The sequence below is a fragment of the Uliginosibacterium aquaticum genome, from assembly GCF_012972705.2.
Lineage (GTDB): Bacteria > Pseudomonadota > Gammaproteobacteria > Burkholderiales > Rhodocyclaceae > Uliginosibacterium > Uliginosibacterium aquaticum.
In genome coordinates, this window is the sequence record NZ_JABCSC020000003.1 from 37656 (window position 1) to 60407 (window position 22752).

17 protein-coding genes are annotated in these 22752 nt (G+C 60.7%); all 17 read right to left on the reverse strand.

Annotated features, from left to right (window positions below):
- Positions 1-37: 37 nt before the first annotated feature.
- Positions 38-1429 (reverse strand): MATE family efflux transporter, encoded by a 1392-nt coding sequence (locus tag HJ583_RS11470; protein ID WP_170022067.1) that lies wholly within the window; start codon positions 1427-1429, stop codon positions 38-40.
- A gap of 90 nt (positions 1430-1519) precedes the next feature.
- The gene (locus HJ583_RS11475) at positions 1520-2401 is read right to left on the reverse strand and encodes a helix-turn-helix transcriptional regulator (RefSeq protein ID WP_170022068.1); all 882 of its coding nucleotides are present in this window, start codon (positions 2399-2401) and stop codon (positions 1520-1522) included.
- 109 nt (positions 2402-2510) lie between these two features.
- A complete protein-coding gene (locus HJ583_RS11480) occupies positions 2511-3410 on the reverse strand; it encodes a histone deacetylase family protein (RefSeq protein WP_170022069.1) in 900 nt (299 codons plus the stop codon).
- 29 nt (positions 3411-3439) lie between these two features.
- On the reverse strand, positions 3440-4636 hold the full coding sequence (locus HJ583_RS11485; protein ID WP_170022070.1) for an amino acid aminotransferase: 1197 nt from the start codon (positions 4634-4636) through the stop codon (positions 3440-3442).
- Positions 4637-4661: 25 nt separating this feature from the next.
- On the reverse strand, positions 4662-5276 hold the full coding sequence (locus HJ583_RS11490) for a YitT family protein (protein WP_170022071.1): 615 nt from the start codon (positions 5274-5276) through the stop codon (positions 4662-4664).
- Positions 5277-5366: 90 nt separating this feature from the next.
- The gene (locus tag HJ583_RS11495) at positions 5367-5843 is read right to left on the reverse strand and encodes an Lrp/AsnC family transcriptional regulator (RefSeq protein ID WP_170022072.1); all 477 of its coding nucleotides are present in this window, start codon (positions 5841-5843) and stop codon (positions 5367-5369) included.
- 101 nt (positions 5844-5944) lie between these two features.
- Complete coding sequence (locus tag HJ583_RS11500; RefSeq protein WP_170022073.1) at positions 5945-7489, reverse strand: M20/M25/M40 family metallo-hydrolase; 1545 nt, start codon at positions 7487-7489, stop codon at positions 5945-5947.
- Positions 7490-7523: 34 nt separating this feature from the next.
- Entirely contained in the window at positions 7524-8915 is a 1392-nt protein-coding gene (locus tag HJ583_RS11505; protein WP_170022074.1) for an amino acid permease, read from the reverse strand.
- 143 nt (positions 8916-9058) lie between these two features.
- Positions 9059-9460, reverse strand: coding sequence for a DUF5655 domain-containing protein (locus tag HJ583_RS11510; RefSeq protein ID WP_173863643.1), 402 nt, complete (start codon positions 9458-9460; stop codon positions 9059-9061).
- Between the two features lie 174 nt (positions 9461-9634).
- Complete coding sequence (locus HJ583_RS11515) at positions 9635-10588, reverse strand: PD-(D/E)XK motif protein (protein WP_170022075.1); 954 nt, start codon at positions 10586-10588, stop codon at positions 9635-9637.
- A complete protein-coding gene (locus HJ583_RS11520; protein ID WP_170022076.1) occupies positions 10581-12899 on the reverse strand; it encodes a Z1 domain-containing protein in 2319 nt (772 codons plus the stop codon). Before HJ583_RS11520 ends, HJ583_RS11515 begins: the two co-directional genes overlap by 8 nt.
- Entirely contained in the window at positions 12899-14917 is a 2019-nt protein-coding gene (locus HJ583_RS11525) for an ATP-binding protein (RefSeq protein WP_217423398.1), read from the reverse strand. Before HJ583_RS11525 ends, HJ583_RS11520 begins: the two co-directional genes overlap by 1 nt.
- Positions 14914-16578, reverse strand: coding sequence for a DNA cytosine methyltransferase (locus tag HJ583_RS11530; protein ID WP_170022077.1), 1665 nt, complete (start codon positions 16576-16578; stop codon positions 14914-14916). The genes HJ583_RS11525 and HJ583_RS11530 overlap by 4 nt, the downstream gene beginning before the upstream one ends.
- 36 nt (positions 16579-16614) lie before the next feature.
- Positions 16615-19092 carry a DNA topoisomerase (ATP-hydrolyzing) subunit B gene (gene gyrB, locus HJ583_RS11535; protein ID WP_170022078.1) on the reverse strand — a complete coding sequence of 826 codons (2478 nt, stop codon included), beginning with the start codon at positions 19090-19092 and terminating at the stop codon, positions 16615-16617.
- Between the two features lie 43 nt (positions 19093-19135).
- Complete coding sequence (locus tag HJ583_RS11540; RefSeq protein ID WP_170022079.1) at positions 19136-19516, reverse strand: hypothetical protein; 381 nt, start codon at positions 19514-19516, stop codon at positions 19136-19138.
- 14 nt (positions 19517-19530) lie between these two features.
- Entirely contained in the window at positions 19531-20634 is a 1104-nt protein-coding gene (gene dnaN, locus HJ583_RS11545) for a DNA polymerase III subunit beta (RefSeq protein ID WP_101940509.1), read from the reverse strand.
- 641 nt (positions 20635-21275) lie between these two features.
- Positions 21276-22700, reverse strand: a complete 1425-nt coding sequence (gene dnaA, locus HJ583_RS11550; RefSeq protein WP_216821615.1) for a chromosomal replication initiator protein DnaA — start codon at positions 22698-22700, stop codon at positions 21276-21278.
- Positions 22701-22752: the final 52 nt, after the last annotated feature.

Genomic DNA, 22752 nt, shown 5'->3' on the forward strand with positions numbered 1-22752 from the left:
GCGGGAGAGGGGCGGGGGAGAGCGGTGTCCAGCTCGCCTACGCCGCCAGCCGCTGCCGCGCCAGTGCCCGGCGCCGGGCGAGGCGGGCATGCGGCGTCCACCAGCGCCACTGCCAGCGGGCCAGCACCACCAGCCCGCGCAGGCATTCGTCGGCCATGTAACCGAGCCAGATGCCGGGCAGACCCAGGCCGAAGTGGATGCCCAGCAGCCAGGCCAGCACGGTACCAGCCAGCACATTGATGTAGATGCTGGTCTTGGCGGTGAAGAGCACATCGCCCGCGGCACGCAGGCCGCCGGTCACCAGCACATTGAGCGCCCGGCCCTGCCCCGCCAGCAGCTCGATGGCGAGGATGCTGGCGAGCAGCAGCGGCACTTCGGGATTATCGGAAAACAGCGCGATAGCCTGCGGCATGAGCAGCCACATCAGCAGGCTGCCCAGCCCACTGGCGAGCAGGCAGATGCGCAACGCCCGCCGCATCAGCGCGTTCGCCTCGCGCAGGCGGCCGCCACCAACCAGATGGCCTGTGATGATCTCGACCCCGCTGGCCACCGCATTGACCACCATGTTTACGATGCCGTTGATCTGCATGGCGTAGGCATGCACCGCCAGGGCGGCCGTGCCAAGGCTGCCGGCCATCGCCACGGTGGCCATGAAGCACACCCGGAAGCCGATCTTCTCGCCGGCGCTGGGCAAGCCAATGCGCAGGATGGCGCGCAGCGGCTCGCGCGGCACCCGCACCAGATCCCGCAGCCGCAGCCGCACGCCCAGATGGCGCGCCCACATCCACACCAGCAGGCCGCACACCAGCGCGCGCGAGGCCAGCTGACCCCAGGCCAGACCCATCACCCCGAGCGCCGGCAAGCCGGCCCAGCCGAAGACCAGCGGCGCGCTGACCAGCACATGCAGCACATTCATCGCCAGCACCATGCGCATCGACACCTTGGTGAAGGTGAAGGCGCGCAGCACGGCGAACATGGTGATGTTCACCGCTTCGATGGCGAGTGCCACCGCGATCACGCGCATGAAGGGCACGGCGCTGGCCATCAGCTCGGCCGGAAGATGCAGCACGCGCAGCAGCCATTCCGGCACGGCACCGACCAGCAGCGCGGCGCAAAGGCCCAGCCACAACGAAGTCGAGAAGCCGGCGCGAGCCAGCGCCTGTGCTCCGGCGGCGTCGCCCGCGCCACGGCTCTGCGTCACCACCACGCTGCTGCCCATGCTGACCACACGGAAGATGCGGTCGAACACGGTGCGCAGCTGGTTCGCCATGCCGAACACGGCCACGGCGGCGGCCGACACCTGGCCGGCCATCCACAGGCCCAGGGTGCCGATGAGCATGAACAGCGCCATCTCGACGAAGATGGGCCAGGACAATTCATAGAGCCCCAGCCCGTTGTGCGATGAGCTGGCGGATGCTTTCTGCGACATATGCCTTTCCTCTCTGCTGGGCGACTGTCTCGAAGCGGACAGCTCCTGCGCCTGCGCCCACTCTGCCGCTTTCAACCCGAGAGGTTTTGATCAGAATTTGCGTCTGCCCATCGCCTCGGCTTCCTGGCAAAGCTGGCGGCCATGCTTGTCGATCGGCTCGACCGGCAGATACATCACCACCCGGCGCTCCTGCGGCACGCGCCAGCAACGCTCGGCGGGCTCACGTTCGAGGCTGGGGCGATCAATCAGCTTGCAACCCAGTTCGTCGCGGATCCGGTCTTCCAGCGCGCGTACGAAACCGGTGCGTTCATTGAAGACGGTCTCCGTGACGACGTAGTGCCCGCCGGGCAGCACCGCCAGATCGGCCTCAAGCGGCGAGGCTAGCTCCTGTACCGGCAGGAAGTGGGTGAGTTTCACCCGGTTCGAGCCCTTCTCGGAAAAGGGGTGGTCGCGGTCATTGATGCGCCAGGTGAAGAGATCATCCCGCCCGGCCAGCGTGCATTGCCAGACCAGATTGGCCTTGTACCAGCCATTCTGGGCATACAGCCCCTCGTACTCGGTCTGCCAGACCTTCCTCTCGGGCAGGTATTCAAGGTGCAGCGGTACGGGCGTGGGTGCTGGCCGGATGATCGAAGGTACATCACTGGGCGCCATGCCGAACTGCTTGCGGAAAGCATGCGTGAAGGCTGCGCTGGAGCCATAGCCGGCCGCAAAGCCGATGGCCGTGAAGCGGCCGTAAGGCCCCTTGCCGATCAGATCGAAAGCGCGCTGCAAGCGCAGGCGGCGCAAGGTCTGCATCGGCGATTCGCCACACAGGCGGCTGTACTGCCGCACCATGTGGGCCGGCGAGAGATTGGTCGCCGCCGCCAGATCTTCCAGCGTGACGTCCTCGTCCAGACTCGCCGCGATCTTGTTGGTCACGCGGCGCATGTTGCCGTTCTGGCGGCGATAGGCGAACAGGCTCAGGGGCATGGCGGCAGATGCTTGGAAGTCGATGCCGGCATGGCAACGGCATGGATGGCAAAACCGCATTATGGCCGCAGGCTTCGCCAGCGGTACAGCGCCCGCCGCACCCACAGCTTCAGCCAAACAGGCGGGCAGCCAGCAGCACCGTAGCGGCGTGAATGTCGACGATGTCCTCGATGTTGTCGGCATAGCCGCCAGCCATGGTAATCGCCACCGGCACGCCGGCATCGCGACAGCGGGTGAGCACGCGGCGGTCGCGTTCAAGCAGGCCGGCCTTGGACAAGGCCAGGCGGCCGAGCCGGTCGCCCGCGAAGGGATCAGCCCCGGCCAGATAGATCACGCATTCGGGCCGCACAGCGAAGACCTGCTCCAGCGCACCATCCAGCGCTGCGAGATAGGCCGCGTCGTCGCAATCGTCCGGCAGGCCGATATCCAGATCACTGCGTTGCTTACGGGCCGGGAAGTTCTTCTCGCCGTGGATGCTGAAGGTGAAGACAGACGCGTCGCCTGCCAGGATGGCCGCCGTGCCATCGCCCTGATGCACATCGCAATCGATCACCGCGATCTGACCGAGGCCGTCTTCCACTTGCAACGCGCGGGCGGTGACGGCGGCATCGTTGAAAACGCAAAAACCGCTGCCCTTGTCGTAGCCCGCGTGATGCGTGCCGCCCGCGAGATTCACCGCACAGCCGCTACCGGCCAGGGCTGCCCGGGCGGCGGCGAGCGTGGCGCCGGAGGAGCGCCGCGAGCGCTCGACCATCTCGGGGGTCCACGGAAAGCCGATCTCGCGTAGCTCGCTGCTGCTCAGTGCGCCGCTGGCGACCCGCAGCACATAGTCCGGCGCATGGGCGCGGCACAGTTGCGCATCGGTCGCTGCGGGCGGAATCAGGAATTCCCCGGCATGAAAACGGCCGCTGGCGAGCAGACGCTCGCGCAGCAGCCGGTATTTGCTCATCGGGAAGCGGTGTCCCTCAGGCAGGGGCAATACGAAGTGATCGGTGTAGAAAAGCTCCATGCCTGAAGCTTGCCACACCCATCACAGGCTTACGCCATCAGCTTGGCAAAGGCCTCAGCCACCCGGCCGACGTTGCCATCGTTGAGCCCGGCCACGCAGATGCGGCCGCTGCGGATCAGGTAGATGCCGGACTCCTCGCGCAGGCGATCCACCTGGGCGGCGGAAAGGCCGGTGTAGCTGAACATGCCGCGCTGCTCGACGAGGTAGTCGAAATTGCGTCCGGGCAGGCTGCTGGCCAGCGCCTTGCGCAAGGTTTCACGCATCGCCAGGATGCGCGTGCGCATGCCTTCCACCTCGGCAAGCCAGCTTGCCTTGAGCCCGGCATCACCCAGCACCGTGGCGACCAGTTCGGCGCCGAGCATCGGCGGGCTGGAGTAGTTGCGGCGCACTGTGGCCTTGAGCTGGCCCAGCACGCGGGCCGCGGCGTCCTCACTCTCGCACACCACCGACAGGCCGCCGACGCGCTCGCCATACAGCGAGAAGATCTTGGAGAAGGAGTTGGCGACCAGGAAGGGCAGGCCTGCCGCGGCCAGCGCGCGGATCGCGTAGGCATCCGCTTCCATGCCCAGCCCGAAGCCCTGATAGGCGATGTCGAGGAAGGGGATCAGCTCGCGGGCGCGCAGCACTTCAATCACGCGGTCCCACTGTGCCGGCGTGAGATCCGAGCCGGTCGGGTTGTGGCAGCAGGGGTGCAGCAGCACGATGCTCTGCGCGGGCAGCGCGGCGAGTGTGGCGAGCATGGCGTCGAAGGCCACGCCGAGGGTCTGCGGGTCGAAGTAGGGATAGGTGTGCACCTTGAAGCCCGCACCTTCGAAGATCGCCACATGGTTGTCCCAAGTCGGGTCCGACACCCACACTTCGGACTGCGGGAAGTAGCGCTTGAGGAAGTCCGAGCCCACCTTCAGCGCGCCGGAGCCGCCCAGGGTCTGAATCGTGGCCACGCGGCCGGCGGCCACCACCGGGTTGTCCGCGCCGAAGAGCAGACCCTGGATCGCCTCGCGATAGGGCTTCATGCCCTCCATCGGCAGATACAGGCTGGGCACCGCACGGCGCCCGTCGATGCGACCATAGGCCTGCTGCACGGCGTCGAGCTGGGGAATCACGCCCTTGGCATCGTAGTAGAGGCCGATGGAGAGATTGACCTTGTCCGCGCGCGGATCGGTCTTGAAGGTTTCCATCAGCGACAGGATGGGGTCGCCGGCGTAGGCGTCGATATGCTGGAACATGGCTTGATCCGGTTGTGGCGAAATTTCAGGCGAGATAACGATTCGGGCGGTGATTCATGGCGATGATCAGGTTCAGGATCACGGCGCCGCACACCGAAGCGGCCAGCAGGGGCAGGCTGACAAGGAACAGGGAAGTCAGCACGATGATCAGATCCACTCCCATCATCACTTTGCCGGCGCGGATGTTGTAGCGATCCTGCAGATACAGCGCAAGGATGTTAACGCCGCCGAGGCTGGCCTTGTGCCGGAACAACACGATGAAGCCCAGGCCCATCACCGTGTTGGCGAAGATCGCGGCGTAGAAGGGATTCAGGTGGGAGATATCGATGAAGCGCGGGTGCAGTTCGGTGAACACCGAAACCAGCGCGATCGCACAGAAGGTTTTCACCACGAAGGCCTTGCCCATGCGATGGAAGGCCAGCCAGTAGAAGGGCAGGTTGAGCAGGAAGAAGGCCACGCCGAACTTCACGCCAGTGGCGTAGTGGATCAGGAAGGCCAAACCGGCCATGCCGCCGGTGAGTGCACCGGCCTGTTTGAGCAGGCTGGCACCAAAGGAAACAACGAGGGTTCCGAGCAGCAGGGCGATGATGTCTTCAATCGCCGTATGTGGAACGCGTTCAGGCAGGCTTGCGCTAGTCATGGAAAGCACGAAAAGAATTTAATCGTGCAATTTTAAGATACTAAACGCACAAAGTATGCATTTAACTCAAATATAGAGCTGATGCGTGCTTTACGATACCCGGCTCGCGATCACCACGCCAGATTCCTTGAGCCGCTCCAGCACCACAGAGGTCCGCAAGTGGCTGACGCTGTTGCGCAGCCCGGCCAGTTGCTGGATCAGGCGGCTCAGCTCAGCCAGATCTGCCACCGCCACCTTGAGCAGGTAGTCGTAATCCCCGGTGAGCTTGAACACATCACGGATCGAGTCGGCCTGGCGCACGAAGGCATGGAACAGCTCGGTCGACTCCGGCGTATGGTTCAGCAGGCGCACTTCCACCACCCCCATCACCGGCGTGCCATCGGCCTCCGGCGAGAGCTGGGCGTGGTAGCCGAGGATCAGCCCGGCCTGCTCCAGCGCGATCCGCTTGCGTGAGCATTGGGAGGCGGAGAGCCCGATCAGGTCGGCCAGCTCCTGATTGGTGAGGCGGCCGTTCTGACGCAGCAGATCCAGCATCTTGCGGTCATTGTCGTCGATGGAATCCGTCATGCTCGTGGGTGCTCCGGTAGATGAATGGCGTAGGTTCCGGATGATCTGCTGCAGACGGCCTTCCGCGCAAGCCGGGCAACGTGCCGCCCGGCTTGTGATGCTCAGAAGGAAGGCGTGGTCAGCATGGACGCAATGCTGCGGATACCTTCCAGATAATTGCCCAGGCGCAGGTTCTCATCGAAGCTGTGCTGGTTGTTGTCGGCATTGACCAGCGGCACCACCACATAGGACATCTTCAGCACATCGACTGCGCCGCTCATGGGCAGAGTCGAACCGCCCATGCGGATCTTCTCCGGCTCCTGCTTGCGCGGCGCTGCTACCCCGGCGAGCACCCACTTTGCCAGGGGTGAATCCATGGCCACCCGCGCGGCACTGGCAGTGCTCGGATAAGCCACCAGGCTCAGGCGGGCCAGGCGCTCATGGCGTGCGCGCTCTTCGGCTGTCGGCACCTCCCCCTCAATGAGGTGGAAACCCTGCGCTTCGATGTATTGGCGAACCAGGCCGAACATGTCTTTCGGCGCGATCTCCGGCACGGTACGGATATTCAGGCTCGCCATCGCCTGCGACGGGATCGCGTTGGCAGCACGCGAACCGACGCGGGCAGCCTCGAGCCCGAGGATGTCCAGCGACGGATATTGCACCGCCTCAACCGGATTGGTGGCTGCCGCCAGCCCATCAAGCTTTGCCACCCCGAAACGCTTTTCGAGTGTGCCGGCGGGGGGCGCAATCACTGCCATGCCCTGGCGGTCTTCGGCGCTGATTTTCACGCCATCGTAGAAACCCGCGATACGCACCTTGCCCTCGGCATCCTTCATGCTCGCCAGCAGGGTGGCCAGCCGCAAGGCCGGATTCGGGATCACGTTGCCATAGGTACCGCTGTGCGGCGCCGAACTGGCACCGAAAACGGTGAGATCAAGCTGGATCGAGCCACGGTTGCCGAAGTTGACGCCCGGCTGATTGCTCGATGGCATTGCACCGTCATAAACGATGAGGCCATCACTCTTGAGCAGTGCCTCGTTCTCCTGCATCACGATGTGCAGACGCGGCGAGCCCTTCTCTTCCTGCGAATCGAGAATCACCTTGATGTTCACGGCCGGCTTCTGTTTCACGGCCCGCAGCCCGTCCATGGCGGCAAGGAACATCATGATCGGGCCCTTGTCGTCCGCCGCAGCGCGTGCAAACACCCGCCATTCCGGATCAATGCGGCCTTGCTGCAAACGCTCGCCGGGCAATTCCTGCCAGGCGCCGGCAGCATCCCTGGCCTTCAGAACGGGCTTCCAAGGATCACTCTTCCATTCGGCAGGCGTAACCGGCTGGGCATCGAAGTGCATGTAGAAGAGGATCGTCTTGCGGCCCTTCACCGGCTTGCCATACTCGGCAAACACCAGCGGCCGGCCCTCATTGGCGAGCTGCCGGGTGACAAAGCCGCGTTTCTGGAAAGCCTGCTCCAGCCAGCCTGCGTTGCGCTGGATGTCTTCGGGCTTTACAGCGTCCGCAGGCAGGGACAGGAACTCGAAGTACTCCGGCATGCTCTGGCGCGCGAGCTGCTCGGCGTCCAGCGATGAAATCAGGTGCTGGGCCTGAACTGGCGCAGCAATCAGCAGCAGGGCCGGTACAAGCGCAAACGTGCGGATGGCAGACAACATGGCAACTCCGTCTGGATGATCGAGAGACAGGGGCTCACTGGCGAGCTTCAGCCGCCGTCACCGCGGCAAGCGGCTCGGGCAACCTGCGACGCAAGGCGTAGAAGCACCACAACACCAAGAGCCAGACAGGAATCAGCGATACGGAAATGCGCGTATCCGGCGTCAGCCACATCACGATCAGGATGCCGACCATGAAGGCCAGGCACAGGTAGTTCGTCAGCGGCGCCGCCCAGCTGCGGTAACGCGGCGTCACGCCATGCCGGGCCATCGCCTGACGGAACTTGAGATGGGTAATACTGATCATCGCCCAGTTGATGATCAGGGCCGCCACCACCAATGCCATCAGCAGACCGAAAGCCTGCCCGGGCAACAGATAGTTGAGCAGCACGCAACCTGCCGTGGCCAACGCCGACACGCCCAATGCCGCCACCGGAATACCGCGCGCATTGACGCGGCCAAACGCCGCCGGCGCATTGCCCTGCACGGCCAAGCCCAGCAGCATCCGGCTGTTGCAATACACGCAGCTGTTATAGACCGACAGTGCCGCCGTCAACACCACCACGTTCAGCACAGTTGCCACCAGATCCGAATCCAGCGCATGGAAGATCATCACGAAGGGGCTGCCGCCTTCCTGCACCTTGTCCCACGGGAACAGGGACAGCAGCACCGCTAACGCACCGACGTAGAAGAGCAGGATCCGGTAGATGACCTGATTGGTGGCTTTCGGGATGCTGTGCGCCGGGTCATCCGCCTCGGCCGCCGTGATGCCTACCAGCTCCAGCCCGCCGAAGGAAAACATGATGATTGCCATGGCCATCACCAGCCCGCCGATGCCGTGCGGGAAGAAACCGCCAAGCTGCCACAGATTGCTTACGCTGGCCTGAGCGCCGCCCTGACCGCTCACCAGCAGATAGCCGCCGAAGGCGATCATGCCAAGGATGGCCAGCACCTTGATGATCGAGAACCAGAACTCCATCTCGCCAAAGAGCTTCACGTGCAGCAGATTGATCGCATTGATCAGCACGAAGAAAAACAGCGCCGAGATCCAGGTCGGAATGCCGGGCCACCAGTACTGCACGTAAATACCCACGGCCGTCAGCTCGGCCATGCTCACCAGCACATAGAGTACCCAGTAGTTCCAGCCGGACATGAAACCCGCCAGGCCCCCCCAGTAGCGATTGGCAAAGTGACTGAAGGAACCGGCCACCGGCTCCTCAACCACCATCTCGCCCAACTGGCGCATGATGAAAAACGCGATCAGGCCGGCAATCGCATAGCCCAGCAACACGGCGGGACCAGCCAGCTTGATGGTCTGTGCGATGCCGAGGAAAAGCCCGGTACCGATGGCCCCCCCCAGCGCGATCAGCTGGATGTGGCGGTTCTTGAGGCCTCTCTTCAAGGCCGGATTTTTCTCGTGTGCAGACATGGATCTCGATACCGGGAGCAAATGAACGCGCGCGCAAAACGCCGCACAAACCATCCTCAAGGATCCGAAACCTTACACGATTCGTGCATCAAGGTCTGCTCATCCAATCCTGCTGGATTGCCCCGGCTCAAATGTAGGCGTGCTCAGTTTTCCTGATACGCCCGCTCGATCAGGGCTTTGGCTTTCTCGAAGTCGGCGGGCGTACGCAGGGTCAGCTCCAGATCGCCGGTTCCCCAATGGCCAATCTTGCTCACATCGCGCGAGAAGCCTTGTTCCAGCGCCAGGCTTGCCGGATCAAGCTTGAGGATCAGGAACACATGCGGATCGACCTTCGAGATCAGAGACATACACACGAAGTTCTTCAGCCTGCGGAACGCCACGTAGAGCTTCAGCGGCTTCTCGATGATGTCATCGCCCTGCACGAGAATGAAGCTGCGCGTCTGCTCGAACAGCGCTAGCAGCTCGGGCGAAGCCGTCGCAATCTGGTCGGCGTGCGTCTTAATGGCCAACGTGGAGGCTGCCGGCGTCTTGGTCTGCTTCTCCACAGGCAGCTCATCGGCTTCCGCGACAGATTGCGTACTCGCCGCACTCGCGCCATTCACCAGTTCGAGCAGCAGCAGATCATAGCCAAAGAGCTTGTAGTGGATCAGCTCGATGTTGCGGTTTATCTGCGCAACGGCAACCGCTACGAAATCAGCTACGTGGCATGCTCTCCTGATTCAAGCTACCGAAAGAAACTCTTGAACCGTTGAGACGTCGAGCGACGGAAGGCTTCCGACATTGATGTTGTACTTGATGCCTGTCACACCGAGCGGTGGAACATAGTCATCGGGGAGTCGGGGGAAAGTGCCGGTTACCTCAAAGACATGCACATCTCGGAATGTGAATCTCAGCAACGTGCCGGTCTGTCGCAGACCTTCATGCCATCCTAGCTGTGCCAAGCGTGAATCGAAGACATCGAGCGCATGCCCATCCGATCCGAGCTTCTCACGAATTTCATCAACGCGGTCAGCCAGGGTTTCGTCACCGCCCAGGCTTCTCTCCAGCATGACGCTGACGAACAGAAGTCGTTTGTTGTTGGGCGGCCTTAGCTGATCTATGCGGGAAATCTCATGTCGCGGCTCAGACCGCGTGGTGGTTTTGACCTCGACATGAACTTCCTGTCCGACGAAATCGTGGCGTTCGCTGTCCGGGCCGCTCCACAGGTGGCATACCCGCGGGCCGATGGTCGGGAATAGCACATTCGACAGCACCCAGAGTTCTCCGAACAGGCCGATCTGCTCCGCCGAGCTGAGGTCGGGTGCGAGTGGGCGCAGTGCAGCGCGCACGTCGTCGATGATCCGCTCGACTGAGACAGCAGGGTCGCGGCCTTCGATCTGAATGGCATGGAGAACTTTGTTGGCGACGAGCGTCAGAAGCTCTTCGTGATGGCTGCGGGCGGAGACATCGAGCCATATCTGTCCGCCCTCCAGGATGCGTACCTGAAGGCTCTGCAGATCCGGAGGCAGATTTTGCGGAGCGACATCGATGGTCAACAGCAGGTGCAATCGTCCGTCGTTTGAAACGCCGATCAGTGCAGTTTCGAGGCCTTCGGTTGCTTGTTCGTAGATGTCTTCGTATGGAAGCCGCTGCTCACGCAGAATTGCCCAGCGCTGTTGTGAGATCTCACCCATGGCGAACCCCATGGTTCACGACAAACCGTTGGTCGCCATCCGTGGTCCGGGGTAGAGACAGTGCGAGGCCCAGCACGGCCTGGGTCGGTGCTCGCAGCGGTTCGGGATCGAGAAGGTAGAGCAGCAGCAGCCCTTGCTGTGCAGGACGTTCTGCGCGCATTGCTCGAGCATTGAAACCAGACGCGGTGCGGTAGTTGTCGGGTCCGCCGTACAGATCGACACCTTCGTGGCGGGGGTCGATTAGGATGCCGATCGATTCGTTGGCTTGCAAAGAACGTCGCACGAGGCCGAATGGCCTTCCGCCCAGGAGGACCTGCCGTTCCCACCGAGGGTTGGCCACGAACACCGTCCAATTCGTCAGCTCTCCCGCTTCGGCGCGCTCCAGTATCCAGTCGGCAATCTCGGCGCCCTGAAAAGCAATACTGTTTGGGTGTCCTTCGTAACGCCGAAGGAACAGTGTGATGTCTTCTGCCGGGACATCGTGCGCAATAGCGCCACCATGCGCATCCTGTGTTGGCTGATGCTGTCGCAGCAGCGTCGATGCCAAGTCAACGTTCCGCTCCAGCAGTTCCCTATCCTGCAGTGGAAACAGGATGGTCTGCGGGTTCTCACCAGACCATGACCGCGCGTCATCCGTCTGCATTTTGCTCTTGTTCTTGCTGGTAAGCAGAAGCTTCGAATGAGCGCGCATCCGGATGGCCATCTGGTCAGGCCGGCGGCCGGCGTTGTTTAGTGCTGTGATCGAGTTACGCAGAGACTCTTCAACCAGTGCCAGTTCCACAAACCACTGTGCGATGCCTTCAGTTGTCCAGATGCGGATCAGGTCTTCGTATCCTGCACGGAAGCCGTACCAGCGAGCCATCTGTAGCAAGGCGTCAGCCAGCGACGTCGTACGCAGGAAGTAGGCTATCGTCAGACCCTCAAGCGTCAAGCCACGTGAGAGCCGATTGCCGCCGACTGCGACAATCTGCCGGCCCGGCTTGGCGTCGTACTCGAGTTCGTCGCCCGTCGTGCTGTTGAGCACTACGACAACCAGACGAGCCAAGTTCGTCACTGCCTCTTCGAGGAGAATCTCTTCGCTGCAGGGCAGATCGACCGGTCCCAGTCCTGCGAGTGTTGACCGGAACATCTTTCTGAGCACGCCTGGTTCAGCGCTCTCGTGATGAAACCAGTTGCGGATCTGGTCTTCTATCGCTTCGCCGATGCGTAGCTGGTCCTGCTGGAGTTGTGATACGTGCACCAGCATCGTGTTCGGCTTGCCCAACTGTCCGCGCAGCAACCTGATAGCGCCGGCCAGCGCAAACGTCAGAAGGGCATCGGCAAGCGACTTGGGCAGATCCAGCGGCCCCCTGACGACGATAGCCTCGCTCCTTTTGCGCTGCTTCGGCTTCAGAGCCTTCACATCTGCCGGGTCGACCGGACGCAGAACATCGCGGCCTTGGGCACTGGTGCCAAACAGCTCCTCGGTCCCTGTGTAGCCGTCCGGCCGCGGAAGCTGGACGACGAAGTCCTTTGGGAACAGGTCATCGCCGACTTGGTTATCGCTGGCGTCGGGGTCGATGAGGATGTTGGCGAATGGCGTTGCCGTGTAGGCGATGTATGTGGCCCGCGGAATCTTCCTGAGAATGTCGCGGATCAGTGCGTTGGTCAGTGATGGGGCCGACTCATCATCCGGTGCAGTGTCCGCGTCGATACTTGGGTCACTTCGATTGCCCCGTGTATTAATGGATGCTTGATCCGCTTCGTCATCGATCAGAAGAACCGGTACATCAGCGAGCCGGCCTTCGAGTTTGTTGAACCACTCATTGAGCCGCTTCAGAATCGGCGTAATCTTCTTGGCGACGATCAGGACGGTACCGGACGATGCAAATCCGTCGGCAACCTCCGGCTCGCGAAAGTCGGTGGCCTCGTCAGTCAGCCTGATCCAGTCCACGCCTGTCCCGGCTAGCTCCAGGTCCAGCCGCTTCTGCGTCTGGTTCCGCAGTGAATCGTGAATTCCGGATAGAACGATGATCAGGCGGTAGCCTACATCGGCTGCGCGTGCCGCAACAGCCGTGAAGTTAGCTGTCTTGCCGGACTGAACATAGCCGACGACCAGACCGCGGCACTGAAACTCCGGGCGACCTATGGGTGTGGTCTTCGAGATGATTCGCAGCGATTCCTCGGCAACTGATGCAATCTGATGCGGCTTCCACTTGGGCTGGGAGCGGAGATACGCCTCGTGCCGGGACCAGTTGGTCCAAGCGGTCCCATCTGTCCAGAGGGCCAGCCTGGGCTTTAGAGTGAGGGGCTGCGGAAGTCGGACCTGCATCAGGCCTTGTCCGTCAGTTGGTCCGGAACACCAGCCCTCTCTAGCGCGCGAAGGAATTCAGAGAGAGCGGCTTTGGCCTCGGCATCCTTGTCGATGAGCTGTACGAGCGTCACCAGCGTTGGCATTAGCGGGGTGACTTCGACTTCCTCTCCTTTGAATCCGGTTTTGCGCTGCCATGGCTTGTCGCCACTGCTGACAAGGCGGATCGAGGTTTTTTCCTTCTTCACTGCGGGTGATGGAACAGGCGGCGCCACCGTCGTGCCTCCTGCTGCTGTCGTTGGAGGCACAAAGCCATTAGGCGCTGGCGTGCCTGTAGGCGGAACATTCTTGCCGCCACCTGTCGGTACCGGCGCAGGCTTATCCTTCTTGTTGTACCGGACACGAGCTGCCGCGCGAGGGGCCTTCAGTAAGGCTTCCAGGGGCTTGGTGATCGCAAACGGCAGGCGAACGAGTTGCTTGCTGATATCCACCTGTAGTTTCTCATCTGCGAGCCTGTCGAAGTCGATGGCAACACGAAGCAGCTTGGTGTGCTCATCTTTGACGAAGAGATCCTCCCAGCCGCCCCATTTAATGAGGCGATCAAGGCGGTAGAAGTACAGCCCTTGGGCATCATTGGCACGGCCGTTCAAGGTGTGTCGCTCCCGCTCGACACGCTGCTCAAGTGGAGGTAGCAGCTTGATATATTCATCGAACTCCGCCTCGTTTGGTGTGACATACGCGCGGACATAGAGGGCCGGGGTCTTGTCCGGCGTGGGGCCCGGAAGCTCGATGCGGTGCTGGTCGTACTCCTTGGTCAGCGGATGCCCCATGGGATTGTTGGCGCGCAGGATCTCATCGTTCAGCTTGATGACAACCTTCTCACGCCCGCGTGCCTTGCCTTCGAGGTACCGGTGGAAGACAAGTTCTAGATGCGACTTGATTGCAGCCAGCTCCTGTGCATAAGGAGAATCTGTCCTCCCCCTCACAGGCTCCATCGAGGGACGCATCTGCGTGAGTAGCACGGCTGTGCCCGAGTCTCCGATGTGCACTGCAGAGGCATGCTCTTGCGCCACCGGGTCGTTCAGCAGCTCCCAGCGGCGCGTTTTAGCGAGGTGATCCTTATCCCAGGTGAGGGTCGTGCTCTGGTTTCCGGCAGCCTTCGACACTACCGTTAGGCGATCAGCCTGGGACCAAGCTGCCCCCTTCAGTCCATAGCCGAACTTGCCCAGGTCGCCGTCCTCGTATTCACGCTGGTGTCCGATCTTCATTGCGTTGCGCAAACCTAATGGAGTCATGCCCGTGCCATCGTCGCGGATGCACATCCACCGGCCGCCCGCATTGGGATTCGGGAACGTGATATCGATCTCTCTAGCTCCATGCGACAGGCTGTTGTCCACGAGATCGGCCACAGCGCTGGGCAGACTGTGGCCGGCACGTGCCAGGATCTTGAAAAGGCCAAGCGGGTCCGGCGCGGCGTCATCGTCGTTGCGCTTGTTGTCGTTTTCCTTTTGTGACATCACCGACACTGTTTCTGCCTCCTTAAAGAGCTGCGGGAAGTGATCCGAGAGCACTGCTTGGCAGTGCCGGCCTTCATCCCCGTATAACGCCACCATTGCGGACTTGCCAAGGCGTGCGCTCTCTCCATGGCCGAGGATCGAAGAGCTGGCGGGGTGCTCTGCGGGGATGACAACCCACGAGGCCTTTGCCGGAGTTGTCGAAGCGTCAACGACCATTGCAAATAGCACACCGGGATCGACGAAGCTGTAGAAGGGGCTTGTCGGGCAGTCGCCCTCAAACCTCCAGTTTTTGTGCTGCCGCTTGAGCCATGATGAAACGTCCACCACAGTGTGCTCGTCTTCCAGACGCTGGCAGTTGATGGCAATGGTGTCCCGATCTTCTGCAGAAGGGAAAACCGTGTCTACAACGTCCCAGTCAAAATTGATGGAGCGCTGCTTTGCGCGTTCCTTCCCCTGACGGCGGTACTCATGAAACATTCCGAGTTCGGAATGAGTCAGCAGTCGGAGAATCGTGAACTTCACTTCGTTCCCTCTGTTGTTTTGATCTGTGAAGGATTCAAGTCGAACAGCGTTACACGCATGTCCGTCGTTTCCGGTGCCCCCAGGCACTCTCTGATCCCGCGCGCGATGGCGTAGGCGAAAAGTGGGGGTACGGCGTTGCCGATCTGCTTGAATGCCGGGTTCATCGAGCCCTTGAAGACGAAGCCGTCGGGAAAGGACTGAAGCCGCGCAGCCTCGCGGACGGTGATGGTGCGTGCCTGTTCCGAATCGAAGTGGATGTGGGAATAAGAGTCCTTGCCGAGGTGCGCCATCAGTGTACGGACGGGGGCGTCAGGACGGAGCTTCCACCATTTATTGGGGAATTTTCCCGGGTCATAAGGAATGCGCCAGTCCGCAATATACGAAATGACGTCCGGATTTCTCGGGTCTGTGGACAAACCGCGCTTCTTGCGGTTGGCAAGCCAAGTCGCAATCTTATGCTCGACATAGGCATGGACTTGCGGGTACTCCCAGCCGGGCTGGATCTCGGCAAAGATTTTGTAATCCCGAGGCAGGTATCGAAAGATATGGCCGGTCGTGGATTTGGTCGCAAAACCGTTCCACTCGCGCATGAGGCGGGAATAGGCTGTCGTAGGCTTCGCCGTGATGTATTCGACAGCTTCCGACGGATCCTTTGCCCCGCGCCGAATCCCGCCAGTACGCAGGAGGTCCCTTGCGAACCGCGGTGGGAGATCCGCAAGGGCATCGGACGCGGTGGTGGCGGCGGGAGAATCGGGCGCGGGATCCGGAACCCAACGATGGTGTGCTGAACCTTCTGCTTTCAGTACGCGGCGGGCGGCATTCTTGGAGCTGATGTAGCCAGACGGAAGAACAAGGTGGTGCGTTGGCACCGGAAACCGCGGCTTGACGCCAGCAGCCCGATGGATGCCGACAAGGATCATCCGCTCCCGCATCTGCGGAACTCCGTACCAAGCGGAATTCAGCAGCGTATAGGCAACGTCATAGCCTTCTTCCGCAAGACTCTTTGAGACGAGCTCGGCAACGTTGGTACCGCCATGGTTGAGAATGTCTGGCACGTTCTCCATCAGGAGCGCAACGGGCTTTGTCGCCCGGATGAACGCGACGTACCGTTCCCACAGACTCACACGACCGTCTACGAGGAACGCCTGGTCCGCCGTTACCTCTTCACGCAGACGTGCTTGTTCGCGGAGTTTGGCCCGGCCAACACGGGCGAACGCCTGACAGGGCGGTCCGCCGACTAGGACGTCGATCTGGTGGTCTGTGGCACCCAGCAATCCGAGATCGCCGAATACGGAGTCTGCGGTTTCGGTCACCGCATCTCGCGGGGAGTGGTGCGCTTCCTTGTCACCGCCGACAGAACGCGAGCCGAAGTTCGCTCCGTGTGACTTTGCAGCCCATGGGTCCATTTCAATGGATGCCACCGGCGTGAATCCAGCAGTGAGGAAGCCCAGGGAGATGCCGCCACACCCTGCGAACATGTCCATGTAGCGAATCTCGCCGCCATTCTGAATGCGCTGCAACTTGCTGCGGATCAGCGTTTCATCGGTAGTCGAGGCGCGGAGTGTATTACCGAGCGAAGGGGGCAGGTCGGCGGCGGTGGTGCTGGGCGTTTCAACGGGTTTGCTGGATTGCGACTTGCGCGGAACGGTTTGGACGGACATCCGGTATCTCTCATAGGGCGCATGTCACCCGACAGCTCAAACGTCGATATTGCGGGCGTTTAGGGCATTTCTTTCAATGAAATCACGGCGTGGCTCAACCTGATCACCCATCAGCGTGGTGAAGATTTCATCCGCAGCAATCGCATCATCGATCTGCACTCTGAGCAGACGGCGCACGGCCGGGTCCATGGTGGTTTCCCACAGCTGCTCGGGGTTCATCTCGCCGAGCCCCTTGTAACGCTGCTTGCCAAGGTTGCGCTCGACTTCGTTGAGCATCCAGGTGATGGCTTCGCTGAAGCTCTTCACCGGGCTGGCCTTGTCGTTGCGGCGCATGCTGGCGCCTTCGCCGATCAGACCGTTGATGAGCTGGCTGGCGCGGCGGATGGTGACGTAATCACCGGAGACGATGAATTCCGGGTCAATCACGGTGCGCTTGATGTTGCCGTGATGCATGCGCTCCAGCGTGAGTTGCCAGGCTTCGTGGATCTCGTTGAACTCGGCAATCACCGTGACATTGACCGGCGCGACGACCTGCAGACGCTGGGCAGAGGCGCGGGTAGCGGCTTCATCTACAAGGCTCAGCTCGATATCGTGGGCCATGGCGGCTTGCAGCACGTCCGGATCGATCCAGCTGGTAAGGCGGTTGATGACGGCTTCGGCCAACAGGTAGGCGCGGGCCATTTCTTCGAGGGCCGTGCCTTCGATGGGCGTTGCGCCTTCGCGCGGCAGCAATGAAGCGCCATCAAGGGAAAGCTTGAGGAGGTGACCAGAGAGCTCGTGATCGTCCTTGATGTACATCTCGTTGCGGCCGTGCTTGATCTTGTACAGCGGCGGCTGGGCGATGTAGATATGGCCACCTTCGACCAGCTCGGGCATCTGGCGGTAGAAGAAGGTCAGCAGCAGGGTACGGATGTGGGCACCGTCAACGTCCGCATCGGTCATGATGATGATGCGGTGGTAACGCAGTTTTTCGGGCTTGTAGTCGTCCTTGCCGATGCCGGTGCCGAGCGCGGTGATCAGGGTGGTGATCTGCTCGGAGGAAATCAGCTTGTCGAAACGCGCGCGCTCGACGTTGAGCACCTTGCCGCGCAGCGGCAGGATGGCCTGGAACTTACGGTCACGGCCTTGCTTGGCGGAACCACCGGCGGAGTCGCCCTCAACGATGTAGATCTCGCACTTGGTGGGATCCTTTTCCTGGCAATCCGCGAGCTTGCCGGGCAGGCCGATGCCGTCCAGCACACCTTTGCGGCGAGTCATTTCGCGCGCCTTGCGGGCCGCTTCGCGGGCACGCGAGGCTTCGACGATCTTGCCGCAGATGGTCTTGGCATCAATCGGCTTTTCGAGCAGGAACTCGGCTAGCTTGGCGGCGACGACTTCTTCCACCGCCGGACGGGCTTCGCCGGACACCAACTTCATCTTGGTCTGCGAGGCAAATTTCGGATCCGGCATCTTCACCGACAGCACGCAGGCCAGGCCTTCGCGCATGTCGTCACCGGAGATGTCGACTTTGGCCTTCTTGGCGATCTCGTTTTCTTCGATGTACTTGTTGATGACGCGGGTCATCGCCGCGCGCAGGCCGGTGAGGTGGGTGCCCCCGTCGGACTGCGGAATGTTGTTGGTGAAACACAGCACTTGTTCCTGGTAGCTGTCGTTCCACTGCATGGCGACTTCAACCGTCAGCTCCACGTTCTGGACCTGGCCGGTGGTCACCAGCGTAGTGCCCGCAGCATAGAAAACGTTCGGATGCAGGGTGGTTTTAGCACGGTTGATGTAGTCGACGAAGCCCTTCACGCCACCGGAAAAGGCGAAATCCTCTTCCTTGTTGTTGCGCTGGTCGACCAGCTTGATCTTCACACCGTTGTTCAGGAACGAAAGCTCGCGCAGGCGCTTGGCAAGGATTTCGTAGTGGTATTCGATCTTGCCGAAGATTTCCTCATCAGCCAGGTAATGGACTTCGGTGCCGCGCTTTTCAGTGTCACCGATCACCTTGAGCGGCGAGACTTCGACGCCGTTCTGGATCTCAATTTCACGGTTGATCGCCTTACCCTTGTTGAACTCGATGAAGTGCTTCTTGCCATCACGACGCACGGTGAGACGCAAAAACTTGGAGAGCGCATTCACGCAGCTCACGCCCACGCCGTGCAAGCCGCCAGAGACTTTGTAGCTGTTCTGGTTGAACTTGCCGCCAGCATGCAGCACGCACATCACGATTTCAGCTGCCGAGCGCTTGGGCTCGTGCTTGTCATCGAACTTGATACCGACCGGAATACCGCGGCCGTTGTCAGTGACCGAGATTGAGTTGTCGGTGTGGATGGTCACCACGATGTCGTCGCAGTGGCCGGCCAGCGCTTCATCGATAGCGTTATCGACCACCTCGAACACCATGTGATGCAGACCGGTGCCATCGGAGGTATCGCCGATGTACATGCCGGGGCGCTTGCGCACGGCTTCCAGACCTTCGAGCTGCTGGATGCTGTCTTCGTCGTAGGCGGGTTGCTGGTTCTGTTCGGACATGGTGTTCCTGTTTCAGGGATATTCGATGGGCAGGATCAGGCGCTTACTTGCGCGCCTCTTCGCTGGCGTCGATGAGGATCAGGCGGCTGTCGGCGTTGAATACCAGCCGGCCCTCACCCTTGTAGTAGCTTTCGGTACTCCAGGCATCCGAGCCGAAGTAGTAGGGCAACCAGCCCACGCCACCGGACTGGGCATCCACGGCAGCAGGCCTGCCGATCAGCTGCTCGACTTCGCTGCGGCTCATGCCGATCTCGAGGCGGACAAAACGCCCGCCAGCAAGTGGCTGACCCACGATACGACCGGCCAGCTGCTCACGTCCGCTGATCTCGCGTACCTGCTCCCGGGCTGCGTGAGGCGGCAAGGGAGCAGGCGCAGAGCAAGCCGTGAGAATGGCCGCGCACAGGATCAGGAGCCAACGAAGCAAGGCTGCATTCATGCTCAGATTCGCATCGGCATCACGACAGCCTTGAACTGCTCATTGCCAGGCAGGGTGAACAGTGCGGAGGACATCGGCTCGTTGAGGTGGATCTCGACGGTATCGGTAACCACGTTGTTGAGCACATCGAGCAGGTAGGTCACGTTGAAACCCAGCTCCAAGCTGTCGCCCGAGTAGGAGATTTCAAGTTCTTCCTGAGCCTCTTCCTGCTCGGCGTTGGAACTGATGATACGCAGCAGGCCAGCTTCGAGCACCACACGCAGGCCACGGAACTTTTCGTTGGTGAGGATCGCTGCTCGCTGCAAGGCAGAGAGCAGGCTGGCACGATGCACCGTGACCAGCTTCGGATTGCCTTGCGGGATCACCCGTTCGTAATCCGGGAACTTGCCGTCGATGAGCTTGGTGATCAACTCGATCGGACCGAAGCGGAAGCAGGCTTGGTTGCCGGTGATCACGATCTCGACCGGATCATCGCTGTCGGCCAGCTGGCGGGTGAGTTCCAGCACTGTCTTGCGCGGCAGGATCACCTCGGTTTTCTGGAATTCCTCTTCGAGTGTGTTGGACGACAGGGCCAGGCGGTGGCCATCCGTGGCCACCAGACGCAATTCGGTGCCCATCACCTGCATCAGCAGGCCGTTCAGGTAGTAGCGGATATCTTGAGCGGCCATAGCATAGGCTACTTGGGCCAACTGGCGGCGGAAATCTTTCTGCGGCAGACGCAGGGTGAGGCTTTCACCCGTGTTGAGCTGCATGCGTGGGTAATCGGCGGCAGGCAGGGTCTGCAGGTTGTAGCGGCTCTTACCGGCCTTCAGCGTAAGGCGCTTATCGTCCAGCAGCAGGCTCACTTCGCCATCAGGCAGGGCGCGCAGGATGTCCTGCAGTTTGCGTGCGCCCACAGTGATCGACGCATCCTCACCACCACCCTGAGAAATCTGGTGGGTGGTGATCTGGATCTCGATGTCTGTAGCCAGCAGGGTGAGCGTGTCACCCAGCTTCTCGATCAGCACATTCGACAGGATCGGCAGGGTATGGCGTTTTTCAACGATGCCTGAAACCGACTGCAAAGGCGCCAGCAAGGCATCACGACTGCTTGTTAACAAGAGCATTTATATAAACCTCCTATTATTTATATATCGCGCCATTTTCTGTGGATAAGCACAAAAAAAGCAATTAATTCAAAAGCTTGACCGTGTTCATGAAGCTGTTGGAAAGGGTAGGGACAAGTGTGTGTGCAAATGTGGAGCGTTTTTGCCTGACTAGCTTGAAACCTACTTGTTCACAATTCCTTCCCAGGGCTTGCCTGCTCTTGTCCACATTCCTGCCGCGTTCCGGAGCTTGTTCATGATCTTACTGCGAGGTAGCGATCGGGAGTTCCGGGCCGTTCTTCATTGCGCTGAAGATTTCTTGCGATAGATCGTCAGCAGTCTTTCAGGAATTTTCAGTTTGCCAATCCACTCACCTAGCTTCTATCTGGATGGAGCCTGCAGGCTTTGCAGCTGACTGTTCTGTTGTTAACAAGAGTTCTTATATAAACCTATTACTACTAATATATCAGCCACTTTTCTGTGGATAAGCCTTTAAATCCTTTTTTATTCAATAGCTTAACCCTGTTCATTAGCCTGTGTGCAGGAGTACTTGAAGCTTGTGGGGGAGTGGGGATGATTTCTGGCACAAGCGGCAAACCCGTTCTTGTCCACATTTGCTCCGCTGCCATTCCCATGCTTGTACACAGGCTGTTTGTCGCTTTTTATCCCCTCAAGGTCTGGGTCAGGACGTGCAAATCATGGTTGAGTTGCTGGTCGCCGAGGCGTAGTTCAGTCACCGTGCGGCAGGCATGCAGCACCGTTGTATGGTCACGCCCGCCAAAAGCGTCACCAATGGCCGGCAGTGAAGCCGGGGTGAGCTCCTTGGCAAGGTACATGGCGATCTGGCGCGGACGGGCGATGTTGCGCGTACGTTTCTTGGAGAGCAGCTCGGCAAGCTTGATCTTGTAGAAGTCCGCCACGGTCTTCTGGATCAGTTCAAAGGTGATCTGACGGTTATGGGCTGCGAGCAGGTCGCGCAGTGCTTCACGGGCCAGCTCCAGGCTGATTTCGCGGCCATGGAAGCGGGCGTAAGCTACGACCTTCTTAAGCGCACCTTCGAGTTCGCGCACGTTGGAGCGCAGGTTCTTGGCGATCAGGAAGGCCACGTCATCCGGTAACGGCACGTTGTCGAACTCAGCCTTCTTCTTGAGGATGGCAATGCGCATCTCGAGCTCAGGCGGCTCGATCTGCACCGTAAGGCCCCAGTCGAAGCGGGAGATCAGGCGGTCTTCCAGACCCTGGATATCCTTCGGATAGGTATCACAGGTGATCACGATCTGCTTCTTGGCTTCAGTCAGCGCATTGAAGGCGTGGAAGAATTCTTCACGCGTACGATCCTTGTTGCCGACGCCGAGGAACTGGATGTCGTCGATCATCAGCAGATCCAGCGAACGGTAGTAGCGCTGGAATGCGTCGAAGTTCTTTTGTTGATAGGCACGCAGCACGTCGGAGAAATAGTCCTCCACATGTACATAGCGCACCACGGCCTTCGGATTGTGGCGCAGCACTTCGTTGCCGATGGCGTGGATCAAGTGCGTCTTGCCCAGCCCAACACCGCCATATACGAAGAGCGGGTTGTAACTGCTGCCAGGGTTGTTGGCGACCGAAATGGCGGCTGCGCGGGCCAGATCGTTGGCGCGGCCGGTCACCAGGGTGTCGAAGGTGAAGGCCGGGTTGAGGCGGGTCTTCTCGTAGGCAGTACTGCCACCGGTATGAATTGCCGGTGCTTCGATCACATTGCCTGAAGCCTGGCTTGCAGTCTTGGGCAGGCTGTTGGAAATGGACTGTGGAGAACTTGGTGCCGCAGCCGGGCGGGCTGGTGTTGCGGTTGGCTTCTTGCCGGGAGTACCAAGTTCCAGACTAAGTACGGTGGGGGCGCCGAAAAATTCAGCTGCCAGTTCTTCAAGGCGGCGCTGATAGCGCTCACGCACCCATTGGAGGACGAAACGGTTGGGCGCGCAGAGTTTGATACCGCCCGCTTCTCCAGCTTCGGCTACCTCGAGCGCACGGATCCAGGTGTTGAACTGCTGTGCGGGCAGTTCATTCTCCAGGCGGGCCAGACAGGCATTCCAGAAAGCTTGACTCACGGTTTGTTCGGATCTTGTTCTTGTGTCCAGCGCTGCTGCGGCTGGAGGGGGC

Excerpts from the sequence above, each read along its gene's own strand:
- HJ583_RS11470 (WP_170022067.1), bottom strand. The coding sequence starts at position 1,429 with ATGTCGCAGAAAGCATCCGCCAGCTCATCGCACAACGGGCTGGGGCTC.
- HJ583_RS11475 (WP_170022068.1), bottom strand. The coding sequence starts at position 2,401 with ATGCCCCTGAGCCTGTTCGCCTATCGCCGCCAGAACGGCAACATGCGC.
- HJ583_RS11480 (WP_170022069.1), bottom strand. The coding sequence starts at position 3,410 with ATGGAGCTTTTCTACACCGATCACTTCGTATTGCCCCTGCCTGAGGGA.
- HJ583_RS11485 (WP_170022070.1), bottom strand. The coding sequence starts at position 4,636 with ATGTTCCAGCATATCGACGCCTACGCCGGCGACCCCATCCTGTCGCTG.
- HJ583_RS11490 (WP_170022071.1), bottom strand. The coding sequence starts at position 5,276 with ATGACTAGCGCAAGCCTGCCTGAACGCGTTCCACATACGGCGATTGAA.
- HJ583_RS11495 (WP_170022072.1), bottom strand. The coding sequence starts at position 5,843 with ATGACGGATTCCATCGACGACAATGACCGCAAGATGCTGGATCTGCTG.
- HJ583_RS11500 (WP_170022073.1), bottom strand. The coding sequence starts at position 7,489 with ATGTTGTCTGCCATCCGCACGTTTGCGCTTGTACCGGCCCTGCTGCTG.
- HJ583_RS11505 (WP_170022074.1), bottom strand. The coding sequence starts at position 8,915 with ATGTCTGCACACGAGAAAAATCCGGCCTTGAAGAGAGGCCTCAAGAAC.
- HJ583_RS11515 (WP_170022075.1), bottom strand. The coding sequence starts at position 10,588 with ATGGGTGAGATCTCACAACAGCGCTGGGCAATTCTGCGTGAGCAGCGG.
- HJ583_RS11520 (WP_170022076.1), bottom strand. The coding sequence starts at position 12,899 with ATGCAGGTCCGACTTCCGCAGCCCCTCACTCTAAAGCCCAGGCTGGCC.
- HJ583_RS11530 (WP_170022077.1), bottom strand. The coding sequence starts at position 16,578 with ATGTCCGTCCAAACCGTTCCGCGCAAGTCGCAATCCAGCAAACCCGTT.
- gyrB (WP_170022078.1), bottom strand. The coding sequence starts at position 19,092 with ATGTCCGAACAGAACCAGCAACCCGCCTACGACGAAGACAGCATCCAG.
- dnaN (WP_101940509.1), bottom strand. The coding sequence starts at position 20,634 with ATGCTCTTGTTAACAAGCAGTCGTGATGCCTTGCTGGCGCCTTTGCAG.